Origin of the sequence: Pseudomonas sp. SM4, assembly GCF_051913165.1 — a bacterium.
Lineage (GTDB): Bacteria > Pseudomonadota > Gammaproteobacteria > Pseudomonadales > Pseudomonadaceae > Aquipseudomonas.
Map to the genome: position 1 here is coordinate 109,993 of NZ_JBODOE010000008.1, position 24,651 is coordinate 134,643.

Annotated in this window: 22 protein-coding genes; 13 read left to right on the forward strand and 9 right to left on the reverse strand. The window is 60.4% G+C overall.

Going from position 1 to position 24,651, the window contains the following annotated elements:
* The first annotated feature begins 607 nt into the window (after positions 1–607).
* Positions 608–2,785 (forward strand): malate synthase G, encoded by a 2,178-nt coding sequence (locus ACQ4MY_RS16620; RefSeq protein WP_440095854.1) that lies wholly within the window; start codon positions 608–610, stop codon positions 2,783–2,785.
* A 146-nt stretch (positions 2,786–2,931) separates the two neighbouring features.
* On the opposite strand, the gene ACQ4MY_RS16625 is transcribed toward ACQ4MY_RS16620, so the two are convergent.
* Entirely contained in the window at positions 2,932–3,378 is a 447-nt protein-coding gene (locus ACQ4MY_RS16625; RefSeq protein ID WP_008083781.1) for a response regulator, read from the reverse strand.
* A gap of 258 nt (positions 3,379–3,636) precedes the next feature.
* On the opposite strand from ACQ4MY_RS16625, the gene ACQ4MY_RS16630 reads away from it, so the two are divergent.
* The 8 genes from ACQ4MY_RS16630 (at position 3,637) to ACQ4MY_RS16665 (ending at position 12,802) form a co-directional block, all read left to right on the forward strand.
* Complete coding sequence (locus tag ACQ4MY_RS16630) at positions 3,637–5,571, forward strand: DUF294 nucleotidyltransferase-like domain-containing protein (RefSeq protein ID WP_440095856.1); 1,935 nt, start codon at positions 3,637–3,639, stop codon at positions 5,569–5,571.
* Positions 5,568–6,275, forward strand: coding sequence for a 3'-5' exonuclease (locus ACQ4MY_RS16635; protein WP_440095857.1), 708 nt, complete (start codon positions 5,568–5,570; stop codon positions 6,273–6,275). The genes ACQ4MY_RS16630 and ACQ4MY_RS16635 overlap by 4 nt, the downstream gene beginning before the upstream one ends.
* A 245-nt stretch (positions 6,276–6,520) precedes the next feature.
* Positions 6,521–6,997: an RNA polymerase sigma factor gene (locus tag ACQ4MY_RS16640; RefSeq protein WP_440095858.1), complete on the forward strand. Its 477-nt coding sequence runs from the start codon at positions 6,521–6,523 to the stop codon at positions 6,995–6,997.
* Positions 6,994–7,968 (forward strand): FecR domain-containing protein, encoded by a 975-nt coding sequence (locus ACQ4MY_RS16645; protein WP_440095859.1) that lies wholly within the window; start codon positions 6,994–6,996, stop codon positions 7,966–7,968. Before ACQ4MY_RS16640 ends, ACQ4MY_RS16645 begins: the two co-directional genes overlap by 4 nt.
* Before the next feature lie 208 nt (positions 7,969–8,176).
* On the forward strand, positions 8,177–10,615 hold the full coding sequence (locus tag ACQ4MY_RS16650; protein WP_440095860.1) for a TonB-dependent siderophore receptor: 2,439 nt from the start codon (positions 8,177–8,179) through the stop codon (positions 10,613–10,615).
* Between the two features lie 74 nt (positions 10,616–10,689).
* On the forward strand, positions 10,690–11,820 hold the full coding sequence (locus ACQ4MY_RS16655) for a PepSY-associated TM helix domain-containing protein (protein WP_440095861.1): 1,131 nt from the start codon (positions 10,690–10,692) through the stop codon (positions 11,818–11,820).
* Positions 11,817–11,996: a hypothetical protein gene (locus ACQ4MY_RS16660; RefSeq protein WP_440095862.1), complete on the forward strand. Its 180-nt coding sequence runs from the start codon at positions 11,817–11,819 to the stop codon at positions 11,994–11,996. The genes ACQ4MY_RS16655 and ACQ4MY_RS16660 overlap by 4 nt, the downstream gene beginning before the upstream one ends.
* 176 nt (positions 11,997–12,172) lie before the next feature.
* Positions 12,173–12,802 carry a glutathione S-transferase gene (locus tag ACQ4MY_RS16665; protein WP_008078080.1) on the forward strand — a complete coding sequence of 210 codons (630 nt, stop codon included), beginning with the start codon at positions 12,173–12,175 and terminating at the stop codon, positions 12,800–12,802.
* 181 nt (positions 12,803–12,983) lie between these two features.
* Here the strand turns inward: ACQ4MY_RS16665 and creD are convergent, their stop codons facing one another.
* A complete protein-coding gene (gene creD, locus ACQ4MY_RS16670) occupies positions 12,984–14,354 on the reverse strand; it encodes a cell envelope integrity protein CreD (RefSeq protein ID WP_440095864.1) in 1,371 nt (456 codons plus the stop codon).
* A 141-nt stretch (positions 14,355–14,495) separates the two neighbouring features.
* On the opposite strand from creD, the gene ACQ4MY_RS16675 reads away from it, so the two are divergent.
* Positions 14,496–15,497: an acyltransferase family protein gene (locus ACQ4MY_RS16675; protein ID WP_440095865.1), complete on the forward strand. Its 1,002-nt coding sequence runs from the start codon at positions 14,496–14,498 to the stop codon at positions 15,495–15,497.
* 2 nt (positions 15,498–15,499) lie between these two features.
* Here ACQ4MY_RS16675 and creC read toward each other — a convergent pair whose 3' ends face one another.
* The 3 genes from creC to rloA2 form a co-directional block, all read right to left on the reverse strand.
* Entirely contained in the window at positions 15,500–16,918 is a 1,419-nt protein-coding gene (gene creC, locus ACQ4MY_RS16680; protein WP_440095867.1) for a two-component system sensor histidine kinase CreC, read from the reverse strand.
* Positions 16,918–17,598, reverse strand: coding sequence for a two-component system response regulator CreB (creB, locus tag ACQ4MY_RS16685; protein ID WP_440095868.1), 681 nt, complete (start codon positions 17,596–17,598; stop codon positions 16,918–16,920). Before creB ends, creC begins: the two co-directional genes overlap by 1 nt.
* 68 nt (positions 17,599–17,666) lie before the next feature.
* A complete protein-coding gene (gene rloA2 / locus ACQ4MY_RS16690) occupies positions 17,667–18,170 on the reverse strand; it encodes a retropepsin-like aspartic peptidase RloA2 (protein WP_440095869.1) in 504 nt (167 codons plus the stop codon).
* A 245-nt stretch (positions 18,171–18,415) separates the two neighbouring features.
* On the opposite strand from rloA2, the gene ACQ4MY_RS16695 reads away from it, so the two are divergent.
* Entirely contained in the window at positions 18,416–19,303 is an 888-nt protein-coding gene (locus ACQ4MY_RS16695) for an acyltransferase (RefSeq protein ID WP_440095870.1), read from the forward strand.
* A gap of 1 nt (position 19,304) precedes the next feature.
* Here ACQ4MY_RS16695 and ACQ4MY_RS16700 read toward each other — a convergent pair whose 3' ends face one another.
* Positions 19,305–19,862, reverse strand: a complete 558-nt coding sequence (locus tag ACQ4MY_RS16700; RefSeq protein WP_008078091.1) for a DUF2780 domain-containing protein — start codon at positions 19,860–19,862, stop codon at positions 19,305–19,307.
* A 150-nt stretch (positions 19,863–20,012) separates the two neighbouring features.
* Between ACQ4MY_RS16700 and ACQ4MY_RS16705 the strand changes: the two genes are divergently transcribed.
* Both ACQ4MY_RS16705 and ACQ4MY_RS16710 read left to right on the forward strand, forming a co-directional pair.
* Positions 20,013–20,648 carry an RNA polymerase sigma factor gene (locus ACQ4MY_RS16705; protein WP_440095871.1) on the forward strand — a complete coding sequence of 212 codons (636 nt, stop codon included), beginning with the start codon at positions 20,013–20,015 and terminating at the stop codon, positions 20,646–20,648.
* Positions 20,645–21,319, forward strand: coding sequence for an anti-sigma factor (locus ACQ4MY_RS16710; protein ID WP_440095872.1), 675 nt, complete (start codon positions 20,645–20,647; stop codon positions 21,317–21,319). The genes ACQ4MY_RS16705 and ACQ4MY_RS16710 overlap by 4 nt, the downstream gene beginning before the upstream one ends.
* Before the next feature lie 120 nt (positions 21,320–21,439).
* Here the strand turns inward: ACQ4MY_RS16710 and fdhA are convergent, their stop codons facing one another.
* The 3 genes from fdhA to ACQ4MY_RS16725 form a co-directional block, all read right to left on the reverse strand.
* Positions 21,440–22,639: a formaldehyde dehydrogenase, glutathione-independent gene (fdhA, locus tag ACQ4MY_RS16715; RefSeq protein WP_008086916.1), complete on the reverse strand. Its 1,200-nt coding sequence runs from the start codon at positions 22,637–22,639 to the stop codon at positions 21,440–21,442.
* Between the two features lie 153 nt (positions 22,640–22,792).
* Positions 22,793–23,650, reverse strand: a complete 858-nt coding sequence (gene purU / locus ACQ4MY_RS16720) for a formyltetrahydrofolate deformylase (protein WP_008086918.1) — start codon at positions 23,648–23,650, stop codon at positions 22,793–22,795.
* A 234-nt stretch (positions 23,651–23,884) separates the two neighbouring features.
* A complete protein-coding gene (locus tag ACQ4MY_RS16725; RefSeq protein WP_053124537.1) occupies positions 23,885–24,517 on the reverse strand; it encodes a sarcosine oxidase subunit gamma in 633 nt (210 codons plus the stop codon).
* Between the last annotated feature and the right edge of the window lie 134 nt (positions 24,518–24,651).

A 24,651-nucleotide genomic window follows, 5' to 3' on the forward strand; every position in this document is an offset into this window, starting at 1 on the left:
TGGGTTTGGGTTTGGGTTTGGGTTTGGGTTTGGGTTTGGGCATGAACCTGTGGCGAGGGGATTTATCCCCGTTCGGCTGCGCAGCAGTCGTAAATCCTGCCAATTCGGTTTATCTGCCAGAACGCTGGGGGCGGCTTCGCCACCCAACGGGGATAAATCCCCTCACCACAAATAACCTCACCACAAATCCACTCGCGCAGGTGAGGGCACCAAAACTGTGCCATAGCAGCCAAATAGTATTTATGTGTACAACTTTTGATATTTAGCTGGAACAATCCAATGGTTTTTTGAGAACATCCCGTTCCGCGATGTGACCGCAATGCGACATGAGGTCGCAGAACGACGTAATTAGTCTGATTTTCACAAGCGCAACTCATCATGTAGTATGCCGCAGCGCGCACTACATAACGCTGTATCAATGTCTGCCCAAGGCATGTTCGCAACCCTGAAAGCCCCGTCAGCAAGGCCCCAAGCCTTTGATTGGTCCCAGCCCAGCCGCCAGCAATGGCATGTACTGGTCGGCAGGTTTGTGGTTTAAATGGCCAGAGGCTTCATTGTCAAATTGAAGAGCTGAAAAGCGAAATAGCTGAGCAGAGTGAGGCAAGCAATGACTGAACACGTTCAAGTCGGTGGCCTGCAGGTCGCCAAAGTCCTGTTCGACTTCGTGAACAACGAAGCCATTCCCGGTACCGGCCTCACCGCCGAAAAATTCTGGGAAGGTGCCGACAAGGTCATTCATGACCTGGCGCCGAAGAACAAAGCCCTACTCGCCAAACGCGATGACTTCCAGGCACGCATTGACGCCTGGCATCAGGAACGCAGCGGTCAGGCGCACGACGCCGTGGCCTATAAAGCCTTCCTGCAAGAAATCGGTTATCTGCTGCCAGAAGCGGCTGATTTCCAGGCAACGACACAAAATGTCGATGATGAAATCGCCCGTACCGCCGGCCCGCAACTCGTTGTGCCGGTGATGAACGCCCGCTTCGCTCTCAATGCCTCGAACGCCCGCTGGGGTTCGCTGTACGACGCCCTCTACGGCACCGACGCGATCAGCGAAGACGGTGGCGCGGAAAAAGGCAAAGGCTACAACAAGGTGCGTGGCGACAAAGTCATCGCCTTCGCCCGTGCGTTCCTCGACGAAGCCGCGCCATTGGCTGCGGGTTCTCACGTTGATTCGACCGGCTACAAGATCGCTGACGGCAAACTGCTGGTCACCCTCAAGGATGGCAGCAACGCTGGCCTGCGCGACAATGCGCAACTGATCGGTTTCCAGGGCGACGCCAACGCGCCAATCGCCATCCTGCTGAAACACAACGGTCTGCATTTCGAAATCCAGGTCGACGCCACCACCCCGGTTGGCCAGACCGACCCCGCCGGCGTCAAAGACATCCTGATGGAAGCGGCCCTGACCACCATCATGGACTGCGAAGACTCCGTGGCCGCCGTCGATGCCGACGACAAAGTGGTGATCTACCGCAACTGGCTCGGCCTGATGAAGGGCGACCTGTCGGAATCCGTGTCCAAGGGCGGCCAGACCTTCACCCGCACCATGAACCCGGATCGTACCTACACCGCGCCGAATGGCGGTGAAGTGACGCTGCACGGTCGTTCGCTGTTGTTCGTGCGTAACGTTGGTCACCTGATGACTATCGACGCGATCCTCGACAAAGACGGTAACGAAGTGCCGGAAGGCATCCTCGATGGTCTGGTCACTTGCCTCGCGGCGATGCACAACCTCAATGGCAACACCTCGCGCCGCAACACTCGCACCGGCTCGGTCTACATCGTTAAACCGAAGATGCACGGCCCGGAAGAAGCGGCGTTCACCAACGAGTTGTTCGGGCGCATCGAAGACGTGCTCGGTCTGAAACGCAACACGCTGAAAGTCGGGATCATGGACGAGGAGCGCCGCACCACGGTCAACCTCAAGGCCTGCATCAAGGCAGCCAGCGAGCGCGTGGTGTTCATCAACACCGGTTTCCTCGACCGCACCGGCGACGAAATCCACACCTCCATGGAAGCCGGCCCGGTTGTGCGCAAGGCCGACATGAAGGCTGAGAAGTGGATCGGCGCCTACGAGAACTGGAACGTCGATATCGGTCTGAGCACCGGCCTGCAAGGTCGCGCGCAAATCGGTAAAGGCATGTGGGCGATGCCCGACCTGATGGCGGCGATGCTTGAGCAGAAAATCGCGCACCCACTGGCTGGCGCCAACACCGCTTGGGTTCCATCGCCGACTGCCGCTGCACTGCACGCGCTGCATTACCACAAGGTCGACGTGTTTGCCCGTCAGGCCGAACTGGCCAAACGTGCTCGCGCGTCGGTCGACGACATCCTGACCATCCCGCTGGCGGTCAATCCTAACTGGACGCCAGAGCAGATCAAGAACGAACTGGACAACAACGCCCAGGGCATTCTTGGTTACGTGGTGCGCTGGATCGACCAGGGTGTGGGTTGCTCGAAAGTGCCGGACATCAATGACGTCGGCCTGATGGAAGACCGTGCCACGCTGCGTATCTCCAGCCAGCACATCGCCAACTGGCTGCGCCACGGCGTGGTGACCGAAGCGCAAGTGATGGAAAGCCTCAAGCGCATGGCGCCAGTGGTTGACCGTCAAAACGCCAACGACCCGCTGTACCGTCCACTGGCCCCGAACTTCGACAGCAACATCGCCTTCCAGGCGGCGGTCGAACTGGTGGTTGAAGGCACCAAGCAGCCGAACGGTTACACCGAGCCGGTTCTGCACCGTCGTCGTCGCGAGTTCAAGGCCGCTAACGGCCTGTAAATTTGCGCTGATGTGAAAAAGCCCTGATCTTTGGATCAGGGCTTTTTTATTGGACGCAGAATCAAAAAGATCGCAGCCTTCGGCAGCTCCTACATGAGATCACCTGTAGGAGCTGCCGAAGGCTGCGATCTTTTGATCTTCAAACCTCAGGAATCGATACCTAATTCATGTTTCACCAACGCCAATAACTTCACCGTATCAATCGGCTTGAGCAGAAAATCCACCACGCTCAAATGCATCGCCGCAATCGCGTCCTTCACATCGGCATCGCCCGAGACAATGATGATCGGCATCGCCGCCCGCACCGATTCGCGTACCTGCCGAATCAAATCCAGGCCATCGACATTGCCCATGCGCAGATCGGTGATCACCAGGCCAATCGAAGGTTTCTCGGCGAGCATCTTCAGGGCTGTCTCGCCACTGGCCGCCGTCATGCAACGAATACCGTCCAACGCGAGAATCTCCGACAACAGCTCCCGGGCGTCCTTGTCGTCATCGACGATCAGTACACGCTGCGGCGGCAGATCGGGTTCGAGCATTACTGCGCTGAGCGCCTCTCGCTCGGCATCGCTCAAAATATCGTGGTCGGACATGGCGTTCTCTAAGTGTTCAAAACAGTCCCTTGGCAAGTGGTCAGACATCGCTGGGCAGAGCTTCAATGTGCACTTCGTCGGATTTTTTTCCAAGGGGGTAACCAAGGGAATTTCCGACTGTTTGCGTAGGGCATCTCCGAAACTTCGCCAATGGTGGCAAAACCTAGACTTACGTCCAATGGGCACCCTGTCCGTAGGGGCCGACCATGGCCGTAACGATCCGACAACAACAATTCGAAAAAGACTGCGGTAATGGTTATGAGTAAAGCGGACGCCTTCACCCAGGCAGGGAAAACCGCGGTATTGCAGAACATTCAGGGCACCCTGCAATTCCTCCAGCGCTTCCCGCCCTTCAATCAGATGGAACATGCCCACCTCGCATATCTGGTGGAGCAATGCCAACTGCGGTTTTACGCTCAGGGCGAGAGCATCATCAAACCCGTCGACGGCCCGGTCGAGCACTTCTATATCGTCAAGCAGGGCCGGGTGGTCGGCGAACGCCAGCACATCACCAAACCCGGCACCGAGACCACGTTTGAAATCACCACCGGCGAATGTTTTCCGCTGGCCGCACTGCTCGGCGAACGCGCGACGCGCACCGAGCATCTGGCCGGCGAAGACACCTTCTGCCTGCAACTGAACAAACTGGCGTTCATCAAGCTGTTCGCCCTCTCCAATGCCTTCCGTGATTTTGCCTTGCGCGGGGTCAGCAGCCTGCTTGATCAGGTCAATCAGCAAGTGCAGCAGAAAGCCGTGGAAACCCTCGGCACCCAGTACTCGCTGAACACCCGCCTCGGCGAGTTGGCCATGCGTCATCCCGTGACGTGCAGCCCGGACACGCCACTGCGCGAAGCGGTGAAGCTGATGCACGAGCAACAGGTCGGCAGCATCGTCGCCGTAGACGAAAACAAAGCACCGCTGGGGATTTTCACCCTGCGCGATTTGCGCCATGTGGTGGCCGAAGGTATCGGTGATTTCAGCGAAGCCATCGAACGCCACATGACCCGCGCGCCCTTCTATCTGTCGCCGGATCACAGCGCGTTCGATGCGGCGATTGCCATGACCGAACGGCACATCGCTCACGTCTGCCTGGTCAAGGATCAACGCTTGTGCGGCGTGGTCTCCGAGCGCGACCTGTTTTCTCTGCAACGGGTCGATCTGGTGCATCTGGCGCGGACCATCCGCAGTGCGCAACGCGTCGAACAATTGGTGACCCTGCGCGGCGAGATCGGCCAACTGGTCGAACGCATGCTCGCCCATGGCGCGTCCTCGACGCAGATCACCCACATCATCACCTTGCTCAACGACCACACCGTGTGCCGGGTGATCGAGCTGACCCTCGCCGAAAAAGGCGACCCTGGCGTGCCGTTCAGTTGGCTGTGTTTCGGCAGCGAGGGCCGCCGCGAGCAGACGCTGCACACCGATCAGGACAATGGCATTCTGTTCGATGCCCGCGACGCTGCACATGCCGCAGAGATTCGCGGCAAGCTGCTGCCCATCGCCCAGCAGATCAACCAGAGCCTGGCGCAGTGCGGCTTTACCCTGTGCAAAGGCAACATCATGGCCGGCAACCCCGAGCTGTGTTTGTCGCGGGCGGAATGGGCGCGACGTTTTGCGGCGTTTATTCGTGAGGCGACGCCGGAGAACCTGCTCGGGTCGAGCATTTATTTCGATCTGCGCGTGGTCTGGGGCGATGAACAAAGCTGCGAGCAATTGCGCCGGGGCATTCTTGATCAGGTCGGCGACAACCGTTTGTTCCAACGCATGATGGCCGAGAACGCCTTGCGCAACCGTCCGCCGGTGGGGCGTTTCCGTGAGTTCGTATTGGCGCGCAAGAATGGCGAAAAAGCCACGCTGGATCTGAAGGTTCAGGGCCTGACGCCGTTTGTGGACGGCGCACGCTTGCTGGCGTTGGCCAACGGTATCGACGCCAACAATACCCTCGAACGCTTCCGTCAGTTGGTCGATAAAGAAGTCATCGAACGGCTGGACGGCGCGGCGTATGAAGAGGCGTATCACTTCATTCAGCAGACGCGCATGCAGCAACATCAACTGCAGACGCGGGAGAATTTGCCGTACTCCAACCGTGTCGATCCCGACAGCCTCAATCATCTCGACCGACGCATCCTCCGCGAATCCTTGCGTCAGGCGCAACGCCTGCAAAGCAGCCTGACCTTGCGGTATCAGCTATGAGCCTGTTTTCGTGGCTGCGCCCGGCGAGTCCGGTGGTGCCGGCGGACTTGCAGCAGCGTCTGGCCAAGCTGCCGGTGATCACCGAGCTGAGCGACTGCAGCCTGCGTGAGCAACGCTGGGTGGTGCTGGATCTGGAAACCACCGGGCTCAACCTGAACAAGGATCGCGTGCTGTCGATCGGCGCGGTGGTGATCGAGGACGGCGCGATCGACTTCAGTCAGCAATTTGAGCGCACCTTGCAATGCCGGGAGTTGAAGCTCAGCCCCAGTGTGTTGATTCATGGACTGGGGCCGAATGCGATTGCCGCTGGTAGTGAGCCGGCCGAGGCGTTGCTGGAATTGCTGGAGTTTATTCGCGACAGCCCGGTGCTGGCGTTTCATGCGCCGTTTGATCAGCACATGCTCGGGCGTGCGGTGAAGGAGCATCTGGGGCACAAGTTGCAGCAGGTGTTTGTGGATGTCGCCGACATTGCACCGCTGGTGTGCCCGCAAGCGCAGATTCGCGAGGCGGGGCTGGATGAGTGGATCGACTGGTTCAAGCTCGAAGTGTTCGAGCGGCATAACGCAAGTGCCGATGCGCTGGCCACGGCGGAACTGGCGTTGATCCTGTTCAGCCGCGCGCGCGCGCAGCAGATTCATAGCCCGCTGAATTTGCAGCAGCGCCTGAGCCAATGGAAACGCCGCCAGCAAGCCCCGTCCTTCTAAAAGCCCCCTGTAGGAGCTGCCGCAGGCTGCGATCTTTTGACCTTGATCTGCAAAAACAAGATCAAAAGATCGCAGCCTGCGGCAGCTCCTACAGGTTTATCCAAACGTGTCACCTGACCAGTGGCCAATTGCTAACCATTCCCACCTCTGCCAGAATCGCGAACAATTCGCGTTAGTTAATATTTCCCAATCGGTGATGTCCGGTGTCGTCAGTCCCAAGCCCTCACAGTGAACTTGTTGGTGCGATGTATCGCGACCATCGCGGTTGGCTGCTGGCGTGGCTGCGGCGCAACGTGGCCTGCCCGCAACGTGCCGAAGACCTCAGTCAGGACACCTTCGTGCGCCTGCTCGGCCGCGACGAGCTGCTGACACCCCGCGAACCACGAGCGTTTCTGGTGGCGATCGCCAAAGGCCTGCTGTTCGACTACTTCCGTCGCGCCGCGCTGGAACAGGCCTATCTCGCCGAATTGATGCTGGTCCCTGAAGGTGAACAGCCTTCTATAGAAGAACAGCAACTGATCCTCGAAGACCTCAAGGCCATCGACCGCCTGCTCGGCAAACTGTCGACCAAGGCCCGCGCCGCGTTCCTGTATAACCGTCTCGACGGCCTCGGCCACGCCGAGATCGCCGCCAGGCTCGGCGTGTCGGTACCGCGCGTGCGCCAATATCTGGCGCAAGGCATTCGCCAGTGCTACATCGCCCTGTACGGTGAACCGACATGAGTCCCGCCAGCTCCAGACCGGTGCCTGCGCATGTGCTGGACGCGGCGATTGCCTGGCAACTGACCCTCGATTCGAGCAGCCCGCTGGAACGCGAAGAGTTCGCCAAATGGCACGCGGCGCATGAAGAACACGCCCGCGCCTGGCGCCAGTTGGGCATGCTTGATCAACGTTTCAGTGTGGCCAAAGGCCCGGCGCGCAATGCACTGCTGCAATCACGCGAAGGCATTCGCCGGCGAGTGCGCAAGCTCGGCAGCGGGCTGGCCAGCGTTGTGGTGATCGTCGGTCTCGGGCTGTTCGCCAGTGAACGGTGGCTGCCGCTGGACTACTGGCTCGCCGATCAGCGTACGGCCACGGGCGAACAACGCACCGTGCGCCTGGCCGATGGCACCGTACTCAACCTCAACACCCACAGCGCAGTGGATGTGCGTTTCGATGAGAAGCGCCGACTGATCGTGTTGCAGGAAGGCGAGATTCTGGTCGAAACCGGCCACGGCGATGCGCGGCCATTTATTGTCGAAACCCGCGAGGGTAGCATGCGCGCCCTGGGCACGCGCTTCCTGGTCAAGCGCGAGGACGAAGGCACACGCCTGAGCGTGTTGCAGTCGGCGGTGGCGGCCCACGCGCAATTCAATCCTGAAGAACAGATCCTGCGCGAAGGCCAACAAGTGCTGCTGCGCAGCGATGGCCTGGGCTCGATTGTCGCCCTCAACCCCGGCGCCGATGCGTGGACGCGCGGCATGCTGGTGGTCGACAACGCGCGGCTGGGCGATCTGTTGCATGAGCTCGGGCGTTATCGGCGTGGGCATCTGGGTGTGGCGCCGGAAGTGGCGGACTTGCGGATTACCGGCAGCTTCCCGCTGCATGACACCGATAAAGCCCTAAACGCCCTGCTGCCCACTCTTCCGGTGCAGATCGAGCAGCACACACAATATTGGGTGACGGTCGCGAAGGCTGATTCCAAGCCTGAATGATCAGGTGGCTGAGCGGTTGCTATCGCGAGCAGGCTCACTCCTACAGTTGAAATGCGTTCCCCTGTAGGAGTGAGCCTGCTCGCGATGGCGTCATCCGCCACACCGCTGTTTTCCGCAAATCAAAATTATTTTCATCCAGCCCTATCACTTTTCGAGTTTCATCCGGCACACAGGCAATTGAGAAATATTTCCATTCAGGAGCCGCCGTATGTCCCGTTCGCTAGACACCTTGTTGCGCCCCAGTCTGCTGGCCGTCGCCATTGCTTTCAGCACCCCGCTGATCAGCAGCCCGTTGCTCGCCGCTGAACAAGCGTCCAGCGTGCGCGCCTACAACCTGCCGGCCGCACCGCTGTCGACCACCCTGAACCAGATCGCCAGCCAGGGCGGCCTCGCGCTGTCGCTGAATCCGGCGCTGGCGGCGGGCAAGACCTCGGCACCGGTCAGCGGCCAGTACGACGCGGCCGGCGCCCTGCGTGCGGCCCTGCGCGGCACCGGTCTGCAACTGGAGCAAAGCAGCGCGGGCACCTACAGCCTGGTCGCCGTGCCTGACGGCGCAATGGCCCTGCCGGAAACCGCGATCATCGGCGTCGAAAACACCGAAAGCGCCTGGGGCCCGGTTGAGGGCTACACCGCCACCCGCACCGCCACCGGCACCAAGACCGACACCGCGCTGGTCGAAGCACCGCGCTCGATCTCGGTTGCGACCCGCCAGCAAATGGACGACCGCAGCGTACACAGCCTCGATGACGCCGTGCGCTACATGCCGGGCATCACCGCCAGCAGTTATGGCAGCGATACGCGCATCGACTGGCTGCGCGTGCGCGGTTTCGAGCCGACCCAATTCCTCGACGGCCTGCCGCTGCCACGCGGTGTGTACGCCAACCCGAAACCAGAAACCTGGAACCTCGACCGCCTCGCCCTGCTCCGTGGCCCGGCGTCGTCGGTGTACGGCCAGACCCCGCCAGGCGGTTTGCTCGACATGGTCAGCCGCCGGCCGAGCGCCGAAGCCAGCAGCGAAATCCAGTTGCAGTACGGCAGCGACAACCACCGTCAGATCAACTTCGCCAGCACCGGCAAGATCGATGACGCCGGCCAGTTCCTGTATGGCATCAGCGGCGTGGTGCGCGACAGCGACACGCAGATCGACCACATCGAAAACAAGCGCTACAACATCGCGCCGAGCCTGACCTGGAACATCGACGACGACACCAGGCTGACTTTGCTCACGCAGTTCACCCGCGACGATACCGGCGTCACCAGCCAGTTCTATCCGATTCAAGGCACCAAGATCGACATGCCGTTCGGCAAGATCTCCCACCACAAGAACCTCGGTGATCCGGACTACGACTACTACGACCGCACTTACTACGCGCTCGGCTATGCCTTCGAACATCGCCTGAACGATGTCTGGCAGTTCAAGCAGAACCTGCGTTACACCAAGTCGGACCTGGCGTTCCAGACCGTCACCGTCAACAGCTACAACCCGTCGTTCGCCGGTTTCACCGTGGACGATCAGGGCAATGTCGGCCGCGGCACCACCAACGTCGATGAAGACATCAGCCAATTCGCCGTGGACAACAACTTCCAGGCCGATTTCGCCACTGGCGACATCCGCCACACGCTGCTGCTGGGTCTCGATCATCAGCGCAGCAACACCAACTACACGTCGATCTTCGGCTCCGCACCGAGCATCAACGTCAACAACCCGATCTACGGCCAGACCATCGTGCGTCCACCGCGCTCCAGCGCGTTTTACGATTACGACCAGAAGACCACCCAGACCGGTCTCTACGTGCAGGACCAGATGGCCCTCGACCAGTGGCGCCTGACCCTCGGCGGGCGTGAAGACTGGGTACACACCAGCACGCAGTTCATCAACAAGGGCGACGCCACCAACACCCAGCGTGACAAGGCGTTCAGCGGCAACGCAGCGATCAGCTACGTGTTCGACTCGGGTTTTGTGCCGTACCTGTCCTACGCCGAATCGTTCCAGCCCACCAGCGGCGCCGACGCCACCTCGACCGACTCGTTCAAGCCGACCGAAGGCAAGCAGTGGGAACTGGGTATCAAGTACCAGCCGCCGGGCAGCAAAACCCTGCTCAGCGCTGCGGTGTATGACCTGACCCAGAAAAACGTTTCGGTCAATTCCATCGTCAACAACGTGACCATCACCAGCCAGACCGGCGAAGTGAAAGTCAAAGGCCTGGAGCTGGAAGCGGTCTCCGATGTGACCGATAACCTGAAAGTCATCGCCGCCTACACCCTGGCCAAGTCCGAAGTGCAGAAAGGCGTCGACAAGGGCAACCGCCTGCAACTGATGCCGAACCAGCAAGCCTCGCTGTGGACCGACTACACCTGGCACACCGGCGTACTCGACGGCTTCGGCGTTGGCGCCGGCGTGCGTTACACCGGCAACACCTACGGCGACAAAGGCAACACCTGGCTGGGCAAGGCGGATGCCTATACCGTGTTCGACGCGAGCGTGCATTACGACCTCGGCCGTCTGGACAACAGCCTCAAAGGCGCGTCGCTGGCAGTCAACGCGACCAACCTGTTCGACAAGGACTACATTTCCACCTGCGACGGTTTCTATTGCTACTACGGCGACCAGCGCAGCGTCGTCGCCAGTGCCACTTACAAGTGGTAAGCGACTGAGCTGAACCAGGCCCTGTTACCAGGCCGTCCCTCGGGGACGGCTTTGGTGTTTTTGAAGGTCATGAAATGAAAAGTAAAACAATTCGTCGCTGGTCGTTTATCCACACCTGGACCAGCCTGATCTGCACCGTGTTTTTGCTGATGCTGGCATTGACCGGTCTGCCGTTGATCTTCAGCCATGAAATCGACCACCTCCTCGGTAACGCCCCGGAACTGCGGGAGATGCCGGCCGACACGCCGCAGCTCAATCTGCAGCAACTGGTGGATGCCGCGCAGAAACATCGACCGGGTGAAGTCATGCAGTATTTCGGTTACGACGATGAAGACCCGAACGCGGCGTTCGCGATCATGGCGAAAACCGCCGGCACCGAACCGAACTCCTCGCACACCTTCATGCTTGATGCACGCACCGGTGAAGCGCTGGAAACCCCCTCGGCCAACGGCGGTTTGATGCTGTTTATCCTGCGCCTGCACGTCGACATGTTCGCCGGGCTGCCGGGCAAGTTGCTGCTGGCGTTCATGGGCTTGCTGTTTGTCGTGGCCATCGTGTCCGGGACGGTGCTGTATTTGCCGTTCATGCGTCGGTTGAAATTCGGCACCGTGCGCCAGGACAAATCGACGAGGTTGCGCTGGCTCGACCTGCATAACCTGATCGGCGTGGTCACGCTGACGTGGGCGTTGGTCGTCGGCGTCACCGGCGTGATCAGCGCCTGCGCCGACCTGCTGATTGCCGCCTGGCGCAATGATGCACTGACCGCGCTGGTCGAGCCTTACCGCGATGCCCCGCCGCTGACGCACCTGGCGCCGGCCACGCGTTTGCTCGACATCGCCGCTGAAGTCGCGCCAGGCATGAAGCCGGATTTCATTGCCTTCCCCGGCACGCGGTTTTCCAGCGAGCACCATTACTCGGTGTTCATGAAGGGCGGCACGCACCTGACCTCGCATCTGCTGACGCCGGTGCTGATCGACGCGACGACTTTGCAGGTCACCGCCGTCGCCGAACGCCCGTGGTACATGGACGCCATGGGTATGTCGCAACCGTTGCACTTTGGTGACTACGGCGGCATGCCGATGAAAATCCTCTGGGCCACGCTTGATGTACTGACCATCATCGTCCTCGGCAGTGGCGTGTACCTGTGGGTGGTGCGCCGCAAAGCGGCCAAGCCCGTGCCGGAAACGGCGGAGGCCTCTGCATGAAGCCGCGTCAGTCGAATTTCTGGAAAGTCTTCAGCACGCCGATCGTGATAGCGCTGCTCAGTGCGGCAGGGTTGTTTGCGGCGCTGCTGGGTGACGGCATCTGGGATGCGTTGAGCTGGGTCGGGCTGGGTGTGCCGGCGGTTCTGGCCATAAAAGGTCTACTGCTGCGAAGCTGAAAAACCTTTGTAGGAGTGAGCCTGCTCGCGATAGCGGTGGGTCATCCAACATTGATGTTGAATGTGATTACGCTATCGCGAGCAGGCTCACTCCAACATTGGGTCCGGCATGAGGCTTGAGGTCGTGGGCTGACACGCTATGCTGCTCCCTCATCGTTCTGATCGAGACCCTGCCAATGTCCGCCCCCAGCATGACCCTGTACCACAACACGCTTTCCCCGTTCGTACGCAAAGTGATGGTGCTGCTGCACGAGACCGGCCAGCAGGATCGTGTCGCGTTGCAAGACTGTGTGCTCAGCCCGGTCAGCCCCAGCGCTGAACTCAACGCCGACAACCCGCTGGGCAAGATTCCGGCCCTGCGCCTGGCCGATGGCAACGTCATCCATGACAGCCGTGTGATCCTCGAATACCTCGACCATCAACATGTCGGCAATCCGCTGATCCCGCGCGAAGGCGCGGCCCGCTGGCGCCGTCTGACCCTCGCTTCAATGGCTGACGGGATCATGGACGCCTCGGTGATGGTGCGTTATGAACAAGTGCTGCGTGCCCCGGAAAAGCACTGGGACGAATGGCTGGAGGCCCAACGCGAGAAGATCCGCCGCGCCCTGAATCTGTTGGAGAACGACGCGATTGCCGAGCTGACCAGCCACTTTGACGTGGCGGCGATCAGCGTGGCCTGCGCGTTGGGCTACCTGGATCTGCGTTTCCCGGATCTGGGCTGGCGTGAGGCCAACCCGCAACTGGCTAACTGGTTTTTTGAAGTGAGTCAGCGACCGTCCATGATCGCGACCATGCCCAAGCCTTAGTTTTTTGGCGCCTGCTCCGGCCTCATCGCGAGCAGGCTCACTCCTACAGTTGACCGCACTTCCCTGTGGGAGTGATCCTGCTCGCGATGGCGGCAACTCGGTTCCACAGGCAAATAGCCGATAATCCGCGTCATCAATTCATCCTTCCAGCGATGATCCTCACGCAACCCCAGCGACCGGCTCATTGCATTGCCCCCACATCAAACTCCAATGGTTTGGCGGGTTTCTGCCCTATTCCGTACCAATCCAGTTTGCGCGTCAGCACCATGAACACGCCGAGCAGACCGAACAGCAACAGCGAGCCCATCAGCAAGGCGTAATCCTCGGCGCTGAGCAATCCATAAAGCAGCCCATACAACGCCGCCAGCCCCGCCGAAAAACTCAAGCCATGGCGCACGCTGCGCAGCACATGGCAAACGTAAAACCCGATCAACAACACGCAACCACTGGCCGACAGCAGATACGCCAGGGCAAAGCCGATGTGCTCCGACAACGACAGCAACAACAGATAAAAGAACGCCAGCGCGACACCCACCAATGCGTACTGCACCGGGTGCACCGCCAGGCTTTTGAGCACTTCGAAGAGAAAGAAACCGGCGAACGTCAGAACGATGAACAGCAGCGCATATTTGATCGCCCGGTCACTCTTCAAGTACTGATCCACCGGATCGATAAAACTCACGCCGAAACTGCGACCGTTGAACGCCGCGCAGTCATTGCTGGCCACGCAACGGCTCATCGCGTCCTGCAAGTTGGTGGAGAAGAACGTGGTCTGCCAGTCAGCGGTGAAGCCCTGATCATTGATCTCACGCTTCGCCGGCAGGAAGTTGCCGATGAAGCTTGGATGCGGCCAGTTGGCACTGAGGCTGACACTGCTGGTTTTGCCCACAGGGAGCACTTGCAATGAACCGGTGCCTTGCAGGCGCAGGTCGAACGCGAAGGCCAGTTCGGTGTTTTTGCTGGTGTCGAGCAGCGGCAACGTCACGCGCACGCCTTCGCCGAGCCAGCCAACCTGCGTGCCCGGCACAAAGTCCAGGCGCTGCCCTTCGAACTCCAGTTTCAGGGCATTTTCGATTCCGCGAATGTCGCTGATACCGACAGCGAGAAACGGCGCATCGAACCGATAGTCAGTGAAATCTTCCTTGATGCCCAATTGCGCCGGCAACGAGAAATGCCCGTCGATGCGATTGTCGGCATGGAACAGCCGCGCCTCGTAAATACCCCGGGCGCGCAGTTCGGTCTGCACCTGGCCATCGAGTTCGAAACGTTCCGGCAGGAAATACAGACGCCCGCGCTCTTCGCGTGGATCGTCGTAGCGCTGATTGGTCTTGTCGTTGATCTTCCAGTTGTGAATCACTTTGCGATACGGCACCACCATCACCGGCCCGCTCACCTGCTGGCTGTAACTGGAGCTGCGGGCGATGTCTTCAAGTACGCCGTCACGCAGTTGCTGACGCTCGTCGATGACGCCATCGATCATCAGCAGGGGAATCAGCAACAGCAGGATCAGCAGGGCAATCGCCCCCAGTTTCAGTGCCAGACTTCGGTTCATCAGGTCGCTCCCTTGTTGGAATGGGGCGAGTCTGCGAGCGCTATATGGTTTTGAGATGGAGGTTGTGTGGGATTTGCGTGGAAATACCTGTAAAAGGTTTTTCCCATTTACAGGGCAGTGCTCAGATAAAGGACGATCACGTTGCGCAACAACTCATTCGATTTGATCAGGCACCTGGCGGCGTTGATGGTGCTGGTCAGCCATCACTTTGCCCTGTCGGGCCTGGAAGAACCGGGCATTGCCGGTTACAACTCGCTGGGCGGTATCGCCGTGACGGCGTTCTTTTCGATTTCCGGCCTGCTGATCAGCCAAAGCTTTCTCAACGCGCGCAGCTTTGCCGATTATCTGGGCAAGCGTGTGGCGCGCATTTTCCCGGCGTTGATCCTTTGCGCTTTTGTGATGACGTACCTCGCCGGGGCGGTGTTTGCCGACGGCTATGTCACGGGCTTCGGCGCCCTGCTCGACTTTCTGCGCATATCGGTGTTCGGGCGGGCCACCATTGAACCGATCACCCAGGGATTTATTGTCAGCGAATCCTTCAACGGCAGCCTCTGGACGCTGAAGATCGAGTTCGGCTTTTACCTGTTGCTGGCGCTGGCATTGGGCATGTACAGACGAGCACTGATGCCGTGGGTGTTGCTGGCTGCGTTTGGCGTGGCGACTTACGTTCTGGGCAATCACGTGCCTGGCGCGCTGGCGCAAAAGCTGGCGGTTTACAGCGCGGCCGGCATCGCGTTCTTTGCCGGCGCAGTGATTGCCTTCAACCACCAATACTTGAGCGATCGCCGCGTGCTGGCAATCGCGCTGGTGACTGGGGCAGGCCTGATATTTTTCAGCGTCGGCACGCCGCTGGCCAGCGTGCTGACGACCTTGGGTTTGTGCCTCGCGACCCTGAGCCTGGGCTTGCTGTACGTCGACAAAAGCCTGCGCGGACGATTCGATATTTCCTACGGGATGTATCTGTACGCCTTCCCGGTGCAGCAACTGATCATCAACAAGACCTCACTGACGTTTGTTCCGTCGATGCTCGTGTCGGCCTTGATCGTGATTGTGCTGGCCACGATTTCGTGGCGCCTGGTCGAGCAGCCGGCGCTGCAGTTTGTCCATCGACGAAAGCGCGCACTGGCCGCCACACAGCCCTGACGTTACGGCAGGCTGAGCGTCACTTCGACGCCTCCGGGCACATTGCGCACAGCCAGCCGACCACCATGCAACTTGGCCACTTCTTCAACGAAGTTAAGCCCCAGCCCGGTGCTTTTGCGGCCGCTGTCGGGACGGGGCAGTGAGTAAAAGCGTTCGGTCAGGCGCGGCAAGGCGTAATCGGGAATCGCTGCCGTTTCATTGAACAATCGAAACTCGATCTGTTCGCCAACGCGCTCGGCACTGAAACGCAACACACCCTGCTTCGGGGTGAAATCCAGTGCATTCTCCAGCAGATTGCCCAGCGCCTGACGCAGCAGAAACGGCTCGCCGATCAGCAACAGCTCCGCAGCAATCGTCTGCTCGACGCGCAATTGCTTGGCCTCGATTCGCGCGGCCTGGCCCTGCAACAGTGCGTCGACCAACACTGCCAACGGCACCGCCACTCGTTCTTCAAGACCCTGACGCTGTTCAACTTGCGCCAGGTTCAGCAGGCGCTCGATCAACTGCTGCATCCGCGCACTTTCGCTATCGATGTTGCCGACGAAACGCAGGCGCTGCACGGGCGGCATTTCACCTTGCAGCAACTCGGCTGCGCCACGAATCGCCGCCAACGGGCTCTTCAATTCATGGGTCAGCGTGTGCACGTAGCGTTCGACGTAGGCCTTGCCCTCCAGTTGCGTGCGCATCTGTTCGACCGCCGTGGCCAGTTGCTCCAGCTCGCCGCCGCGATAGTGCGGCACTTCCACGCGCCGGCCTTCGCTCACGGCCTGGGCATAACCGGTCAGGCGATGCAGTGCGCGGCTCAGCCACCACGACAGCAACGCGCCAAACAACAGGCCGAGGCCGATCAGGCCGGCGCCATAAAACAGCAGGCGCCGTTCGGTGCGATCGACATAGGGCTGCAATGAGCTGTTGGGTTTGGCCACGGTGACCACGCCGATAATCTGGCCGTTGTCGCGGATCGGCGCGCCGACGTGCATCACCGATGAACTGGCATCATGCGGATCGCTGCGGGTCGAGCGTGCGCCGTATTCGCCGCGCAACGTCAGGTAGACGTCGTTCCAGCGCGAGTAATCCTGGCCGACCGCGACGCCGCTGGAATCGAGCACGACAATGCCTTTGGCGTCGGTCACGTAGATACGGTGGTTGACCTGATTTTTCGGCAAGCCCCAGATCGTCGCTTTCGGCTGGCGCTCGCCATAGGCACGCAGCAGTTCGGGCCAGCGATTTTCGCTGAGGGTTCCGGCCTTGAAATCGTCACGTAGTATTTCCGCCATCAGGTTCGCGGTGTCCACCAGGGTTTCTTCGGTGGACTGGCGCACGCCGGGGCGGATTTCTTCCATCACGGTGTTGAGCACGAAATAACCGGTCAGGCCGATAAACAGCACATACACCAGAAATATCCGCAGCCCCAGTGACATCAGCTGTGCCCCGGGCTGTAACTGTATCCGAGGCCACGGTGGGTCTGGATCGGTTCGGCCTCGGCACGCACCAGGCGTAGTTTGGCGCGCACGCTTTTGATGTGGCTGTCGATGCTGCGCTCGTAGCCGGCGTCGGCCGCCACGCCCAGCGCGTCGAGCAATTGCTCGCGGCTGAACACCCGTTCGGGTTGTTCGAGCAGGCATTGCAACAGGCGGAATTCGTGGCGAGTCAGGCTCAAGGGCTGGCCGCGATAGCTGATCTGTACGCGTTCAGGGTCGACGCGAAACAGCGCCGAAGCGACGTCCACCGGGGCTCGCGGCGCCATGCGTTTGAGGATGGCCTTGACCCGCGCCGCCACCTCGCGAGGACTGAACGGCTTGACCACATAGTCGTCGGCGCCGATCTCCAGCCCGACCACACGATCAATCTCTGCATCACGAGCGCTGAGGAACAGCACCGGCACTTCGCTGAAACGCCGCAGCTGTTTACAGGTTTCGAAACCGCTGATATCCGGCAGGCCGATGTCGAGGATGATCAGGTCGGCCGGGGTCTGCCGCTGATGTTCCAGCGCCGCCGCGCCAAGGCTCAGCCACGTGGTGCCGAACCCCTCGCCTTGCAGGGCGAAAATCAGCGTGTCGGCAATCGCCGCTTCGTCTTCGACAATCAGGATATGAGGCATGGCGTCCGAGCCCGAGGGTTAAGTGCGCGAACGGTGCCCCAAGCCTGACGTTACGTCAATGAGACCACTTAGCAGTCCGGCTTGTCGGCGGTGAAGCGCCGCGCCGGATTCACGGCTGCGCCGAACTCGCGCAAGGCTTTGGCACCGATCAGCAGCGGGTAGTTGAAGTTGCTGCGGTCGGTCAGGTTGACCTCAACGGTACGCTTGACGTTGCCCAGACACAGCTCCAGATCGACCACCGGACGCTTGGCGACTTCGGTGCTTTCGCCCTCGTCCTCTTCATCCGAGCGGCTCTTGATCTTGCTGATCCGCGCGACCTTGTGTTCGTAGACTTTGTTGCCGGCGTCTTTGGTGCCGAGGCGGAAACGCACCCAGTCGTCGCCATCACGGGTGAAGGTTTCGATGTCCTTGGCCGACAGCGAGGCGGTCAGCGCGCCGGTGTCCATCTTGGCCTTGAGCACTTCACCGCCGATTTCCGGCAGCGCGATGTATTCGTAGCGCCCGTACAGGGTCGGCTCGGCGGCCATGACCGGCAGGGCGACGAGGGCAAACAGTGCAAGGAGGGATTTCACGTAAGGGGCTTCCTTGGGGAGTTGGGCAACGGGATTTTAGACCGTTGCCTTTGAAAACGTTCGGCTCTATCAGGATCAAAAGATCGCAGCCTTCGGCAGCTCCTACAGGGATCGGGTAGGAGCTGCCGAAGGCTGCGATCTTTTGATCTTAAGGGTTAAAAGGTGAAACATTCGTCAGCGCCGATTTGGCCTGTCGCGCGAAGCTGCTTATCATGACGCGCCCAACCCACGTCATAGAGTTGCTTATGCGCCGCCTGCTCACCGGCTGTTTCGTCACCCTGCTGCTGTTGCTCAACACCCTGATCCTGATCGGGCCGCTGCTGGTGTTTGCCTTGCTCAAACTGGTCGCGCCGGGCCGCTGGCGCGACTATGCGTCGGCGGCGGTGATGTGGATCGCCGAGACCTGGGCCGAGATCGACAAGCTGATTTTCCGCCTGTGCATTCCCACCCAATGGGACATTCGCGGCGGCGAAGGCCTGCGCGGCGACACGTCTTATCTGGTGATCAGCAACCACCAATCGTGGGTCGACATTCCGGCGCTGATCCAGACACTGAATCGGCGCACGCCGTTCTTCAAATTCTTCCTCAAGAAGGAACTGATCTGGGTACCGTTTCTGGGGCTGGCGTGGTGGGCGCTGGATTACCCGTTCATGAAGCGCTACACCAAGGCATTCCTGGCGAAGAACCCCGAGCTGGCGGGCAAGGATCTGGAAATCACCAGACAGGCCTGCGAGCTGTTCAAGCGTCAGCCGGTGACCGTGGTGAATTATCTGGAAGGCACGCGCTACACGGCGGCGAAAAGCGCCGAACAGCAATCACCGTTCAGCCACCTGCTCAAGCCCAAGGCCGGCGGCGTGGCATTTGTGTTGGCGGCGATGGGTGAACAACTGGACGCGATTCTCGACGTCACCGTGGTTTATCCACAGGCACAGATTCCGGGGTTCTGGGACTTGATCAGCGGCAACGTGCCGAGAGTCATCATCGACATCCAGACCCGCGAACTCGACCCGGCGCTGTGGCAGGGCGATTACGAAAACGATCCGGCGTTTCGCCAGACGGTCCAGAGCTGGGTCAACCAGCTCTGGAGCGAGAAGGATCAGCGCATCGCCGAACTGCGCAGCGAGCGCCGCTGAATCAGCTACCGGTGCCGGCGCCCCAGATGCTGCCCAGGCTTTGCAACAGCGGGCCGCCGACGCCTTGGTCACCCAAGTATTTGAGCAGCACCGGGGCAAACTGGCCGACCATGCCGCTGTCCATGCCCAAGGCACCGAAAGCATTGTTCAGGTCATTGGTGTCCTTGACGTTGCCCAGCGCGTTTTCCAGACCGGCGGACTTGCCGGACTGACCGAGCAACCCGCTCAACGCCGCCAGGTTACCGCTACCGCCCGACAGCTTGTCGATGCCCGGTACTTCCTTGGCCAACTGCGAATAATCGGTGCTGCTCAATTGATTCTTGGCCAAGCCAAGCATGGCGCTGGTGCCGCCGACGGCTTGTTGCGGGGTAACGCCCAGACCGGTGACGGCTTGCAGCAGACCGGCGGTTTCCGAAGTCGGCGCGGCGGCCGTGGCAGCGTTGCCGCCCTGCATGCCTGCAGCAGCCTTGGTCACATCGTCGAGGCTGAAACCGGCAAACACCGGGCTGGCCGCAAGGGTCATCAGCGAAGCCATTGCAATACCACGTGAAATCTTCATTCAGACATCCTCTTGCGCTGTGAAAACCACCCGTTGAATGGGCAGCGAAACTGCCGGTTTGACCGGGTATCCGCCGGCATGTTCCGGCGCGGCGCATCCATTTTCATCCGGCCTGCGTATATAAACCGTGAAATCCCGGACACCCTCGCGATGAATGGCACAACCGCTGTCGCTGAACTAGCCTGTGAACAGTCCGAGTCGCGCCCTCGTGCGTTCAGCCTTGCCTGGAGAGTCGTCATTTCCATCGCCGACACCGATCAGTTGCGACAGCTGTTGGCCCAGTGTTCACTGGGTGATCGTCGCGCCTTCGAAACCTTGTACCGCAGCGTCGGCCCACGCCTGCATGGCGTAGCCCTGCGCTTCATGGGTCGTGCGGATCTGGCCGAAGAAGTGCTGCAGGAAGCCTTCGTGCGCATCTGGAACAACGCCTCGCGCTACGACGCGCACCTGTCGGCACCGCTGACCTGGATGATCAACATCACCCGTAATCAAGCGATCGACCAGTTGCGCAAACACCGCGACCGCCCGTTGACCGATCTGGAACAGGACGCCCTGCCGGACGAAAGTCCCTCGGCCCATGATCAGTTGAGCAGCGCCCGTGAGGCCCGCGCCCTGAACCGCTGCCTGGAAACCCTCGACGGCATGCAGCGTCAGTCGATCACTGTGGCCTACTTTCAGGGATTGTCCTGCTCGGAACTGGCCGAACACCTGGCCACACCGCTGGGGACGGTGAAATCGTGGATCCGCCGTGGCATGGAACGCCTGCGTCGGTGCCTTGAATCATGAACTACCAGACCCCCGCCCTGCGCCGCGCCCTCGCCGCCGATTACGCCATCGGCCTGATGTCGGCGCCTGCGCGGCGACGGTTTGAACAGTTGTTGCTGGATGACGCAGCGTTGCGAACGGAAGTGGCGCAATGGCAGGAAACGCTGGTGAGCCTCACCGAATCGCTGCCGGAACATCCGTTGCCCGACCGCGTCTGGCACGGCATCACCGCGCGCATCGAACCGCAAGTGCTGCATGTTCCCGAGAAGCGGCCATTCTGGAATTGGCTGCGGCTTGCGGCGGCAGCATGTTCGATCGTCGTGCTGGTGTTCCTCGGTTCGCTGTACAACCGCGATGATGCCCGCTTTCACGCCACGCTGCTGACCGCCGACGCGCAACCGGCGCTGAAGGTCGAGGCGCATGCGGATTACCTGCAGGTCGAGCCGCTGACACTGGCTGCCGTCGCGCCTGATCGCAGCCTGGAACTGTGGGTGATTCCCGCCGACGGCAAACCGATCTCGCTGGGTGTGATCCCGGTGGGGGGCAAGGGTAAAGTCGAGTTGAGCGAGGCGCAGAGGGTGTTGATTGGTCAGCCGATTGCGCTGGCGGTGAGTCTTGAGCCTAAGGGTGGTTCGCCGACTGGGCAGCCGACTGGGCCGGTTCTGTATCAAGGGGCGCTGGCGGCTCTCTGAGTGCATAAAGTCAAAAGATCGCAGCCTTCGGCAGCTCCTACATCGATCCGTGTAGGAGCTGCCGAAGGCTGCGATCTTTTGATCTTAAAAAAAGGCGACCCGAAAGTCGCCCTCTCTTACTTACGCCGCACTAAACAACTTATGCGGATCAATCACAAACTTCTTCGGCACGCCCGCATCGAACTCGCCATAGCCTTCCGGCGCCTGATCCAGACTGATCACCTGCACACCCACCACTTCGGCGATATTGATGCGATCCCACATGATCGCCTGCATCAACTGGCGGTTGTACTTCATCACTGGGGTCTGGCCGGTGTGGAAGCTGTGGGATTTCGCCCAGCCCAGACCGAAGCGAATGCTCAGGCTGCCCATTTTTGCGGCGGCATCCACAGCACCCGGATCTTCGGTCACGTACAGGCCAGGAATACCGATTTTGCCCGCTACGCGCACCACGCCCATCAGCGAGTTGAGCACGGTGGCCGGGGCTTCCGATTTCGCGCCGTCGTGGCCATGACCGCGTGCTTCGAAGCCGACGCAGTCCACCGCGCAGTCGACTTCCGGCTCGCCGAGCAGCGCGGCGATCTGTTCGTGCAGCGGTGCATCTTTCGACAGGTCGACGATTTCAAAACCTTGCGCCTTGGCGTGGGCCAAACGGATGGTGTTGACGTCGCCGATGATCACCACCGCAGCACCGAGCAGACGTGCAGACGCGGCAGCGGCCAGACCGACCGGGCCAGCGCCGGCAATGTACACGGTGCTGCCCGGGCCAACGCCGGCAGTGACCGCGCCGTGGTAACCGGTCGGGAGGATGTCGGAGAGGCAGGTCAGGTCGCGGATTTTCTCCATGGCCTTATCGCGATCCGGCAGTTTCAGCAGGTTGAAGTCGGCGTACGGCACCAGCACGTACTCGGCCTGGCCACCGGTCCAGTCGCCCATGTCGACATAACCGTAAGCGCCGCCGGCACGGGCCGGGTTGACGGTCAGGCAGACGCCGGTGTGTTGCTCCTTGCAGGAACGGCAGCGCCCGCAAGCGACGTTGAACGGTACCGAGACCAGATCACCGATTTTCAGGTTTTCGACGTCGGAGCCTTTTTCGATCACCTCGCCGGTGATCTCGTGGCCCAGCACCAGACCGGTCTGCGCCGTGGTACGGCCGCGCACCATGTGTTGGTCGGAGCCGCAGATGTTGGTGGAAACCACTTTGAGAATGACCCCGTGCTCGATCTTGCGACCGCGCGGGTCCTGCATTTTCGGATAGTCGATTTTCTGCACTTCGACCTTGCCCGCGCCGAGATACACCACACCACGATTGCCAGACATGCTTTCACCTCGCTGTTGTTTTTATGGAACCGCGTTGCCCAGGCAGGCAGCGCGTTAAATGCTCGGTAAATCAAAAGATCGCAGCCTTCGGCAGCTCCTACATGAATCGCACCCTCCTGTAGGAGCTGCCGAAGGCTGCGATCTTTTAGCGATCTAGAGAACGACCGTACGATTGGCGTTCAAAAACACCCTTCTTTCGATGTGATATCCAACCGCCCGCGCCAACGTCAGGCCTTCAATATCGCGCCCCTTGGCAATCAGATCCTCAGGGTAATGACTGTGATCCACCGCCTCGACGCCCTGGGCAATGATCGGCCCTTCATCCAGATCGTTATTGATGTAATGCGCCGTCGCGCCGACCAGTTTCACGCCCTTGTTATAGGCCTGGTGATACGGCTTGGCCCCCTTGAAACCCGGCAACAGCGAGTGATGAATGTTGATCGCCTTGCCATCGAGCTTGCGGCACAGTTCCGGCGACAGCACCTGCATGTAGCGGGCGAGGATCACCAGTTCAGCGCCGGACTCTTCGATCACCTGCCACACCTGACGCTCCTGCGACGGCTTGTCGTTGGGGTCGAGGGGGAAATGGTAGTAGGGAATCTGGTGCCAGTCGGCCAGCGGCTTGAGATCCGGGTGATTGGACACCACCGCCGCAACGTCCATCGACAACTGGCCGATGCGCTGGCGATAAAGCAAGTCGTTGAGGCAGTGATCGGCCTTGGAAACCATGATCACCACTTTTGGCCGGTAGTTCGGCGCGGTCAGCTCGAAGATCATGCCAAAGGCCTGGCCACGTTCAGCGAGACCGGCGCGGAAGGATTGCTCGTCGAAGCCGTCAGGCTGACGGAATTCCACGCGAATGAAGAAGCGCCCGGAGAGGCGGTCATCGAACGAATGGTGCTCGGTGACGTAGCAACCCTGCTCGAACAGAAAACGCGTGACCGCGTCCACGGTGCCGAGGACGCTGGGGCAGTCGGCGGTCAGAATCCATGTGTCTGGGGCGCGGCTCATGGTGCGGTGACTCCTGTTACAACAACGGTGAGCAGAGTGAACTCTGAACTGGGCTGACCTGTGCTGAACTGCTTTTGTGGCGAGGGGATTTATCCCCGATGAGTGGCGAAGCCGCCCCAAAATCAATCACCGCGGTTTATCAGGTAGATCGTATTCACAGGTTTTGCAACTGCTTCGCAGCCGAACGGGGATAAATCCCCTCGCCACAGAAGCAGGCACGATAGCCATTCAGTGTCAGGCCTGGACGCTGAGGCCGTACTCGGCCGATGCATCCTGCAACCACAACCACCAGTAATCCGAGAAGCTGCGACGGATCAGCAGCTCCCAAGTGTCTTCAGCGGTATGACGAATCATCAGCTGCGACTTGGCAAACACCGTGCCGACCGCTTTACCCACCGGAAAATTATTCGGGTGCACGTCGTAGCTGGTCGATTTCATCAGCACCTGACGCACGTTCGGCCCGCTCAGTTCGAGCACTTGCTGGCCGCCGCTGACGTTGACGATCGCAACGTGCAGATCGCCCAGTGCTTCACGCAGTTTCTGTTCGGCGGCGAACTCTTCACCGCTAGGCACGATCAGCAGCCACTCGTCCGGGCCCATCCATTGCAGGCTGGTTTCGCCTTTGACGATAACGCTCAGCGCGCCGGGCAGTTCGATGCCCAAGGCCTTGTGCACACCGGCGGCGAACGCGGCATCGTGGCCATCGCCACGGATGGTCAGGTGACCGAGGAGTTTCTTTTCACGCACGATCACGCCGGCGTTCTTGCGGCCCTTGCCGACCAGGCTGGCGAGGTCGGCATGGTGCAGCGACGACTCGGCCTTGGCCCCGGTGGTCGGGCGTTGTTGGTAAACATTGGCTGTGGTCATAAAGCACCTTTGCTGAATTCTGACTTGAGCCCTGTGTAGGCAGATCTACCGCTATCGCGAGCAGGCTCACTCCTACAAGGGGTACGCGATCACCTGTAAGGAGTGAGCCTGCTCGCGATGAAGTCACCGCAGCG

What these genes read in the sequence shown, in the direction of transcription:
- ACQ4MY_RS16620 (WP_440095854.1), top strand. Translation starts at nt 608, where the DNA reads ATGACTGAACACGTTCAAGTCGGTGGCCTGCAGGTCGCCAAAGTCCTG.
- ACQ4MY_RS16625 (WP_008083781.1), bottom strand. Translation starts at nt 3,378, where the DNA reads ATGTCCGACCACGATATTTTGAGCGATGCCGAGCGAGAGGCGCTCAGC.
- ACQ4MY_RS16630 (WP_440095856.1), top strand. Translation starts at nt 3,637, where the DNA reads ATGAGTAAAGCGGACGCCTTCACCCAGGCAGGGAAAACCGCGGTATTG.
- ACQ4MY_RS16635 (WP_440095857.1), top strand. Translation starts at nt 5,568, where the DNA reads ATGAGCCTGTTTTCGTGGCTGCGCCCGGCGAGTCCGGTGGTGCCGGCG.
- ACQ4MY_RS16640 (WP_440095858.1), top strand. Translation starts at nt 6,521, where the DNA reads ATGTATCGCGACCATCGCGGTTGGCTGCTGGCGTGGCTGCGGCGCAAC.
- ACQ4MY_RS16645 (WP_440095859.1), top strand. Translation starts at nt 6,994, where the DNA reads ATGAGTCCCGCCAGCTCCAGACCGGTGCCTGCGCATGTGCTGGACGCG.
- ACQ4MY_RS16650 (WP_440095860.1), top strand. Translation starts at nt 8,177, where the DNA reads ATGTCCCGTTCGCTAGACACCTTGTTGCGCCCCAGTCTGCTGGCCGTC.
- ACQ4MY_RS16655 (WP_440095861.1), top strand. Translation starts at nt 10,690, where the DNA reads ATGAAAAGTAAAACAATTCGTCGCTGGTCGTTTATCCACACCTGGACC.
- ACQ4MY_RS16660 (WP_440095862.1), top strand. Translation starts at nt 11,817, where the DNA reads ATGAAGCCGCGTCAGTCGAATTTCTGGAAAGTCTTCAGCACGCCGATC.
- ACQ4MY_RS16665 (WP_008078080.1), top strand. Translation starts at nt 12,173, where the DNA reads ATGTCCGCCCCCAGCATGACCCTGTACCACAACACGCTTTCCCCGTTC.
- creD (WP_440095864.1), bottom strand. Translation starts at nt 14,354, where the DNA reads ATGAACCGAAGTCTGGCACTGAAACTGGGGGCGATTGCCCTGCTGATC.
- creC (WP_440095867.1), bottom strand. Translation starts at nt 16,918, where the DNA reads ATGTCACTGGGGCTGCGGATATTTCTGGTGTATGTGCTGTTTATCGGC.
- creB (WP_440095868.1), bottom strand. Translation starts at nt 17,598, where the DNA reads ATGCCTCATATCCTGATTGTCGAAGACGAAGCGGCGATTGCCGACACG.
- ACQ4MY_RS16695 (WP_440095870.1), top strand. Translation starts at nt 18,416, where the DNA reads ATGCGCCGCCTGCTCACCGGCTGTTTCGTCACCCTGCTGCTGTTGCTC.
- ACQ4MY_RS16700 (WP_008078091.1), bottom strand. Translation starts at nt 19,862, where the DNA reads ATGAAGATTTCACGTGGTATTGCAATGGCTTCGCTGATGACCCTTGCG.
- ACQ4MY_RS16705 (WP_440095871.1), top strand. Translation starts at nt 20,013, where the DNA reads ATGAATGGCACAACCGCTGTCGCTGAACTAGCCTGTGAACAGTCCGAG.
- ACQ4MY_RS16710 (WP_440095872.1), top strand. Translation starts at nt 20,645, where the DNA reads ATGAACTACCAGACCCCCGCCCTGCGCCGCGCCCTCGCCGCCGATTAC.
- fdhA (WP_008086916.1), bottom strand. Translation starts at nt 22,639, where the DNA reads ATGTCTGGCAATCGTGGTGTGGTGTATCTCGGCGCGGGCAAGGTCGAA.
- purU (WP_008086918.1), bottom strand. Translation starts at nt 23,650, where the DNA reads ATGAGCCGCGCCCCAGACACATGGATTCTGACCGCCGACTGCCCCAGC.
- ACQ4MY_RS16725 (WP_053124537.1), bottom strand. Translation starts at nt 24,517, where the DNA reads ATGACCACAGCCAATGTTTACCAACAACGCCCGACCACCGGGGCCAAG.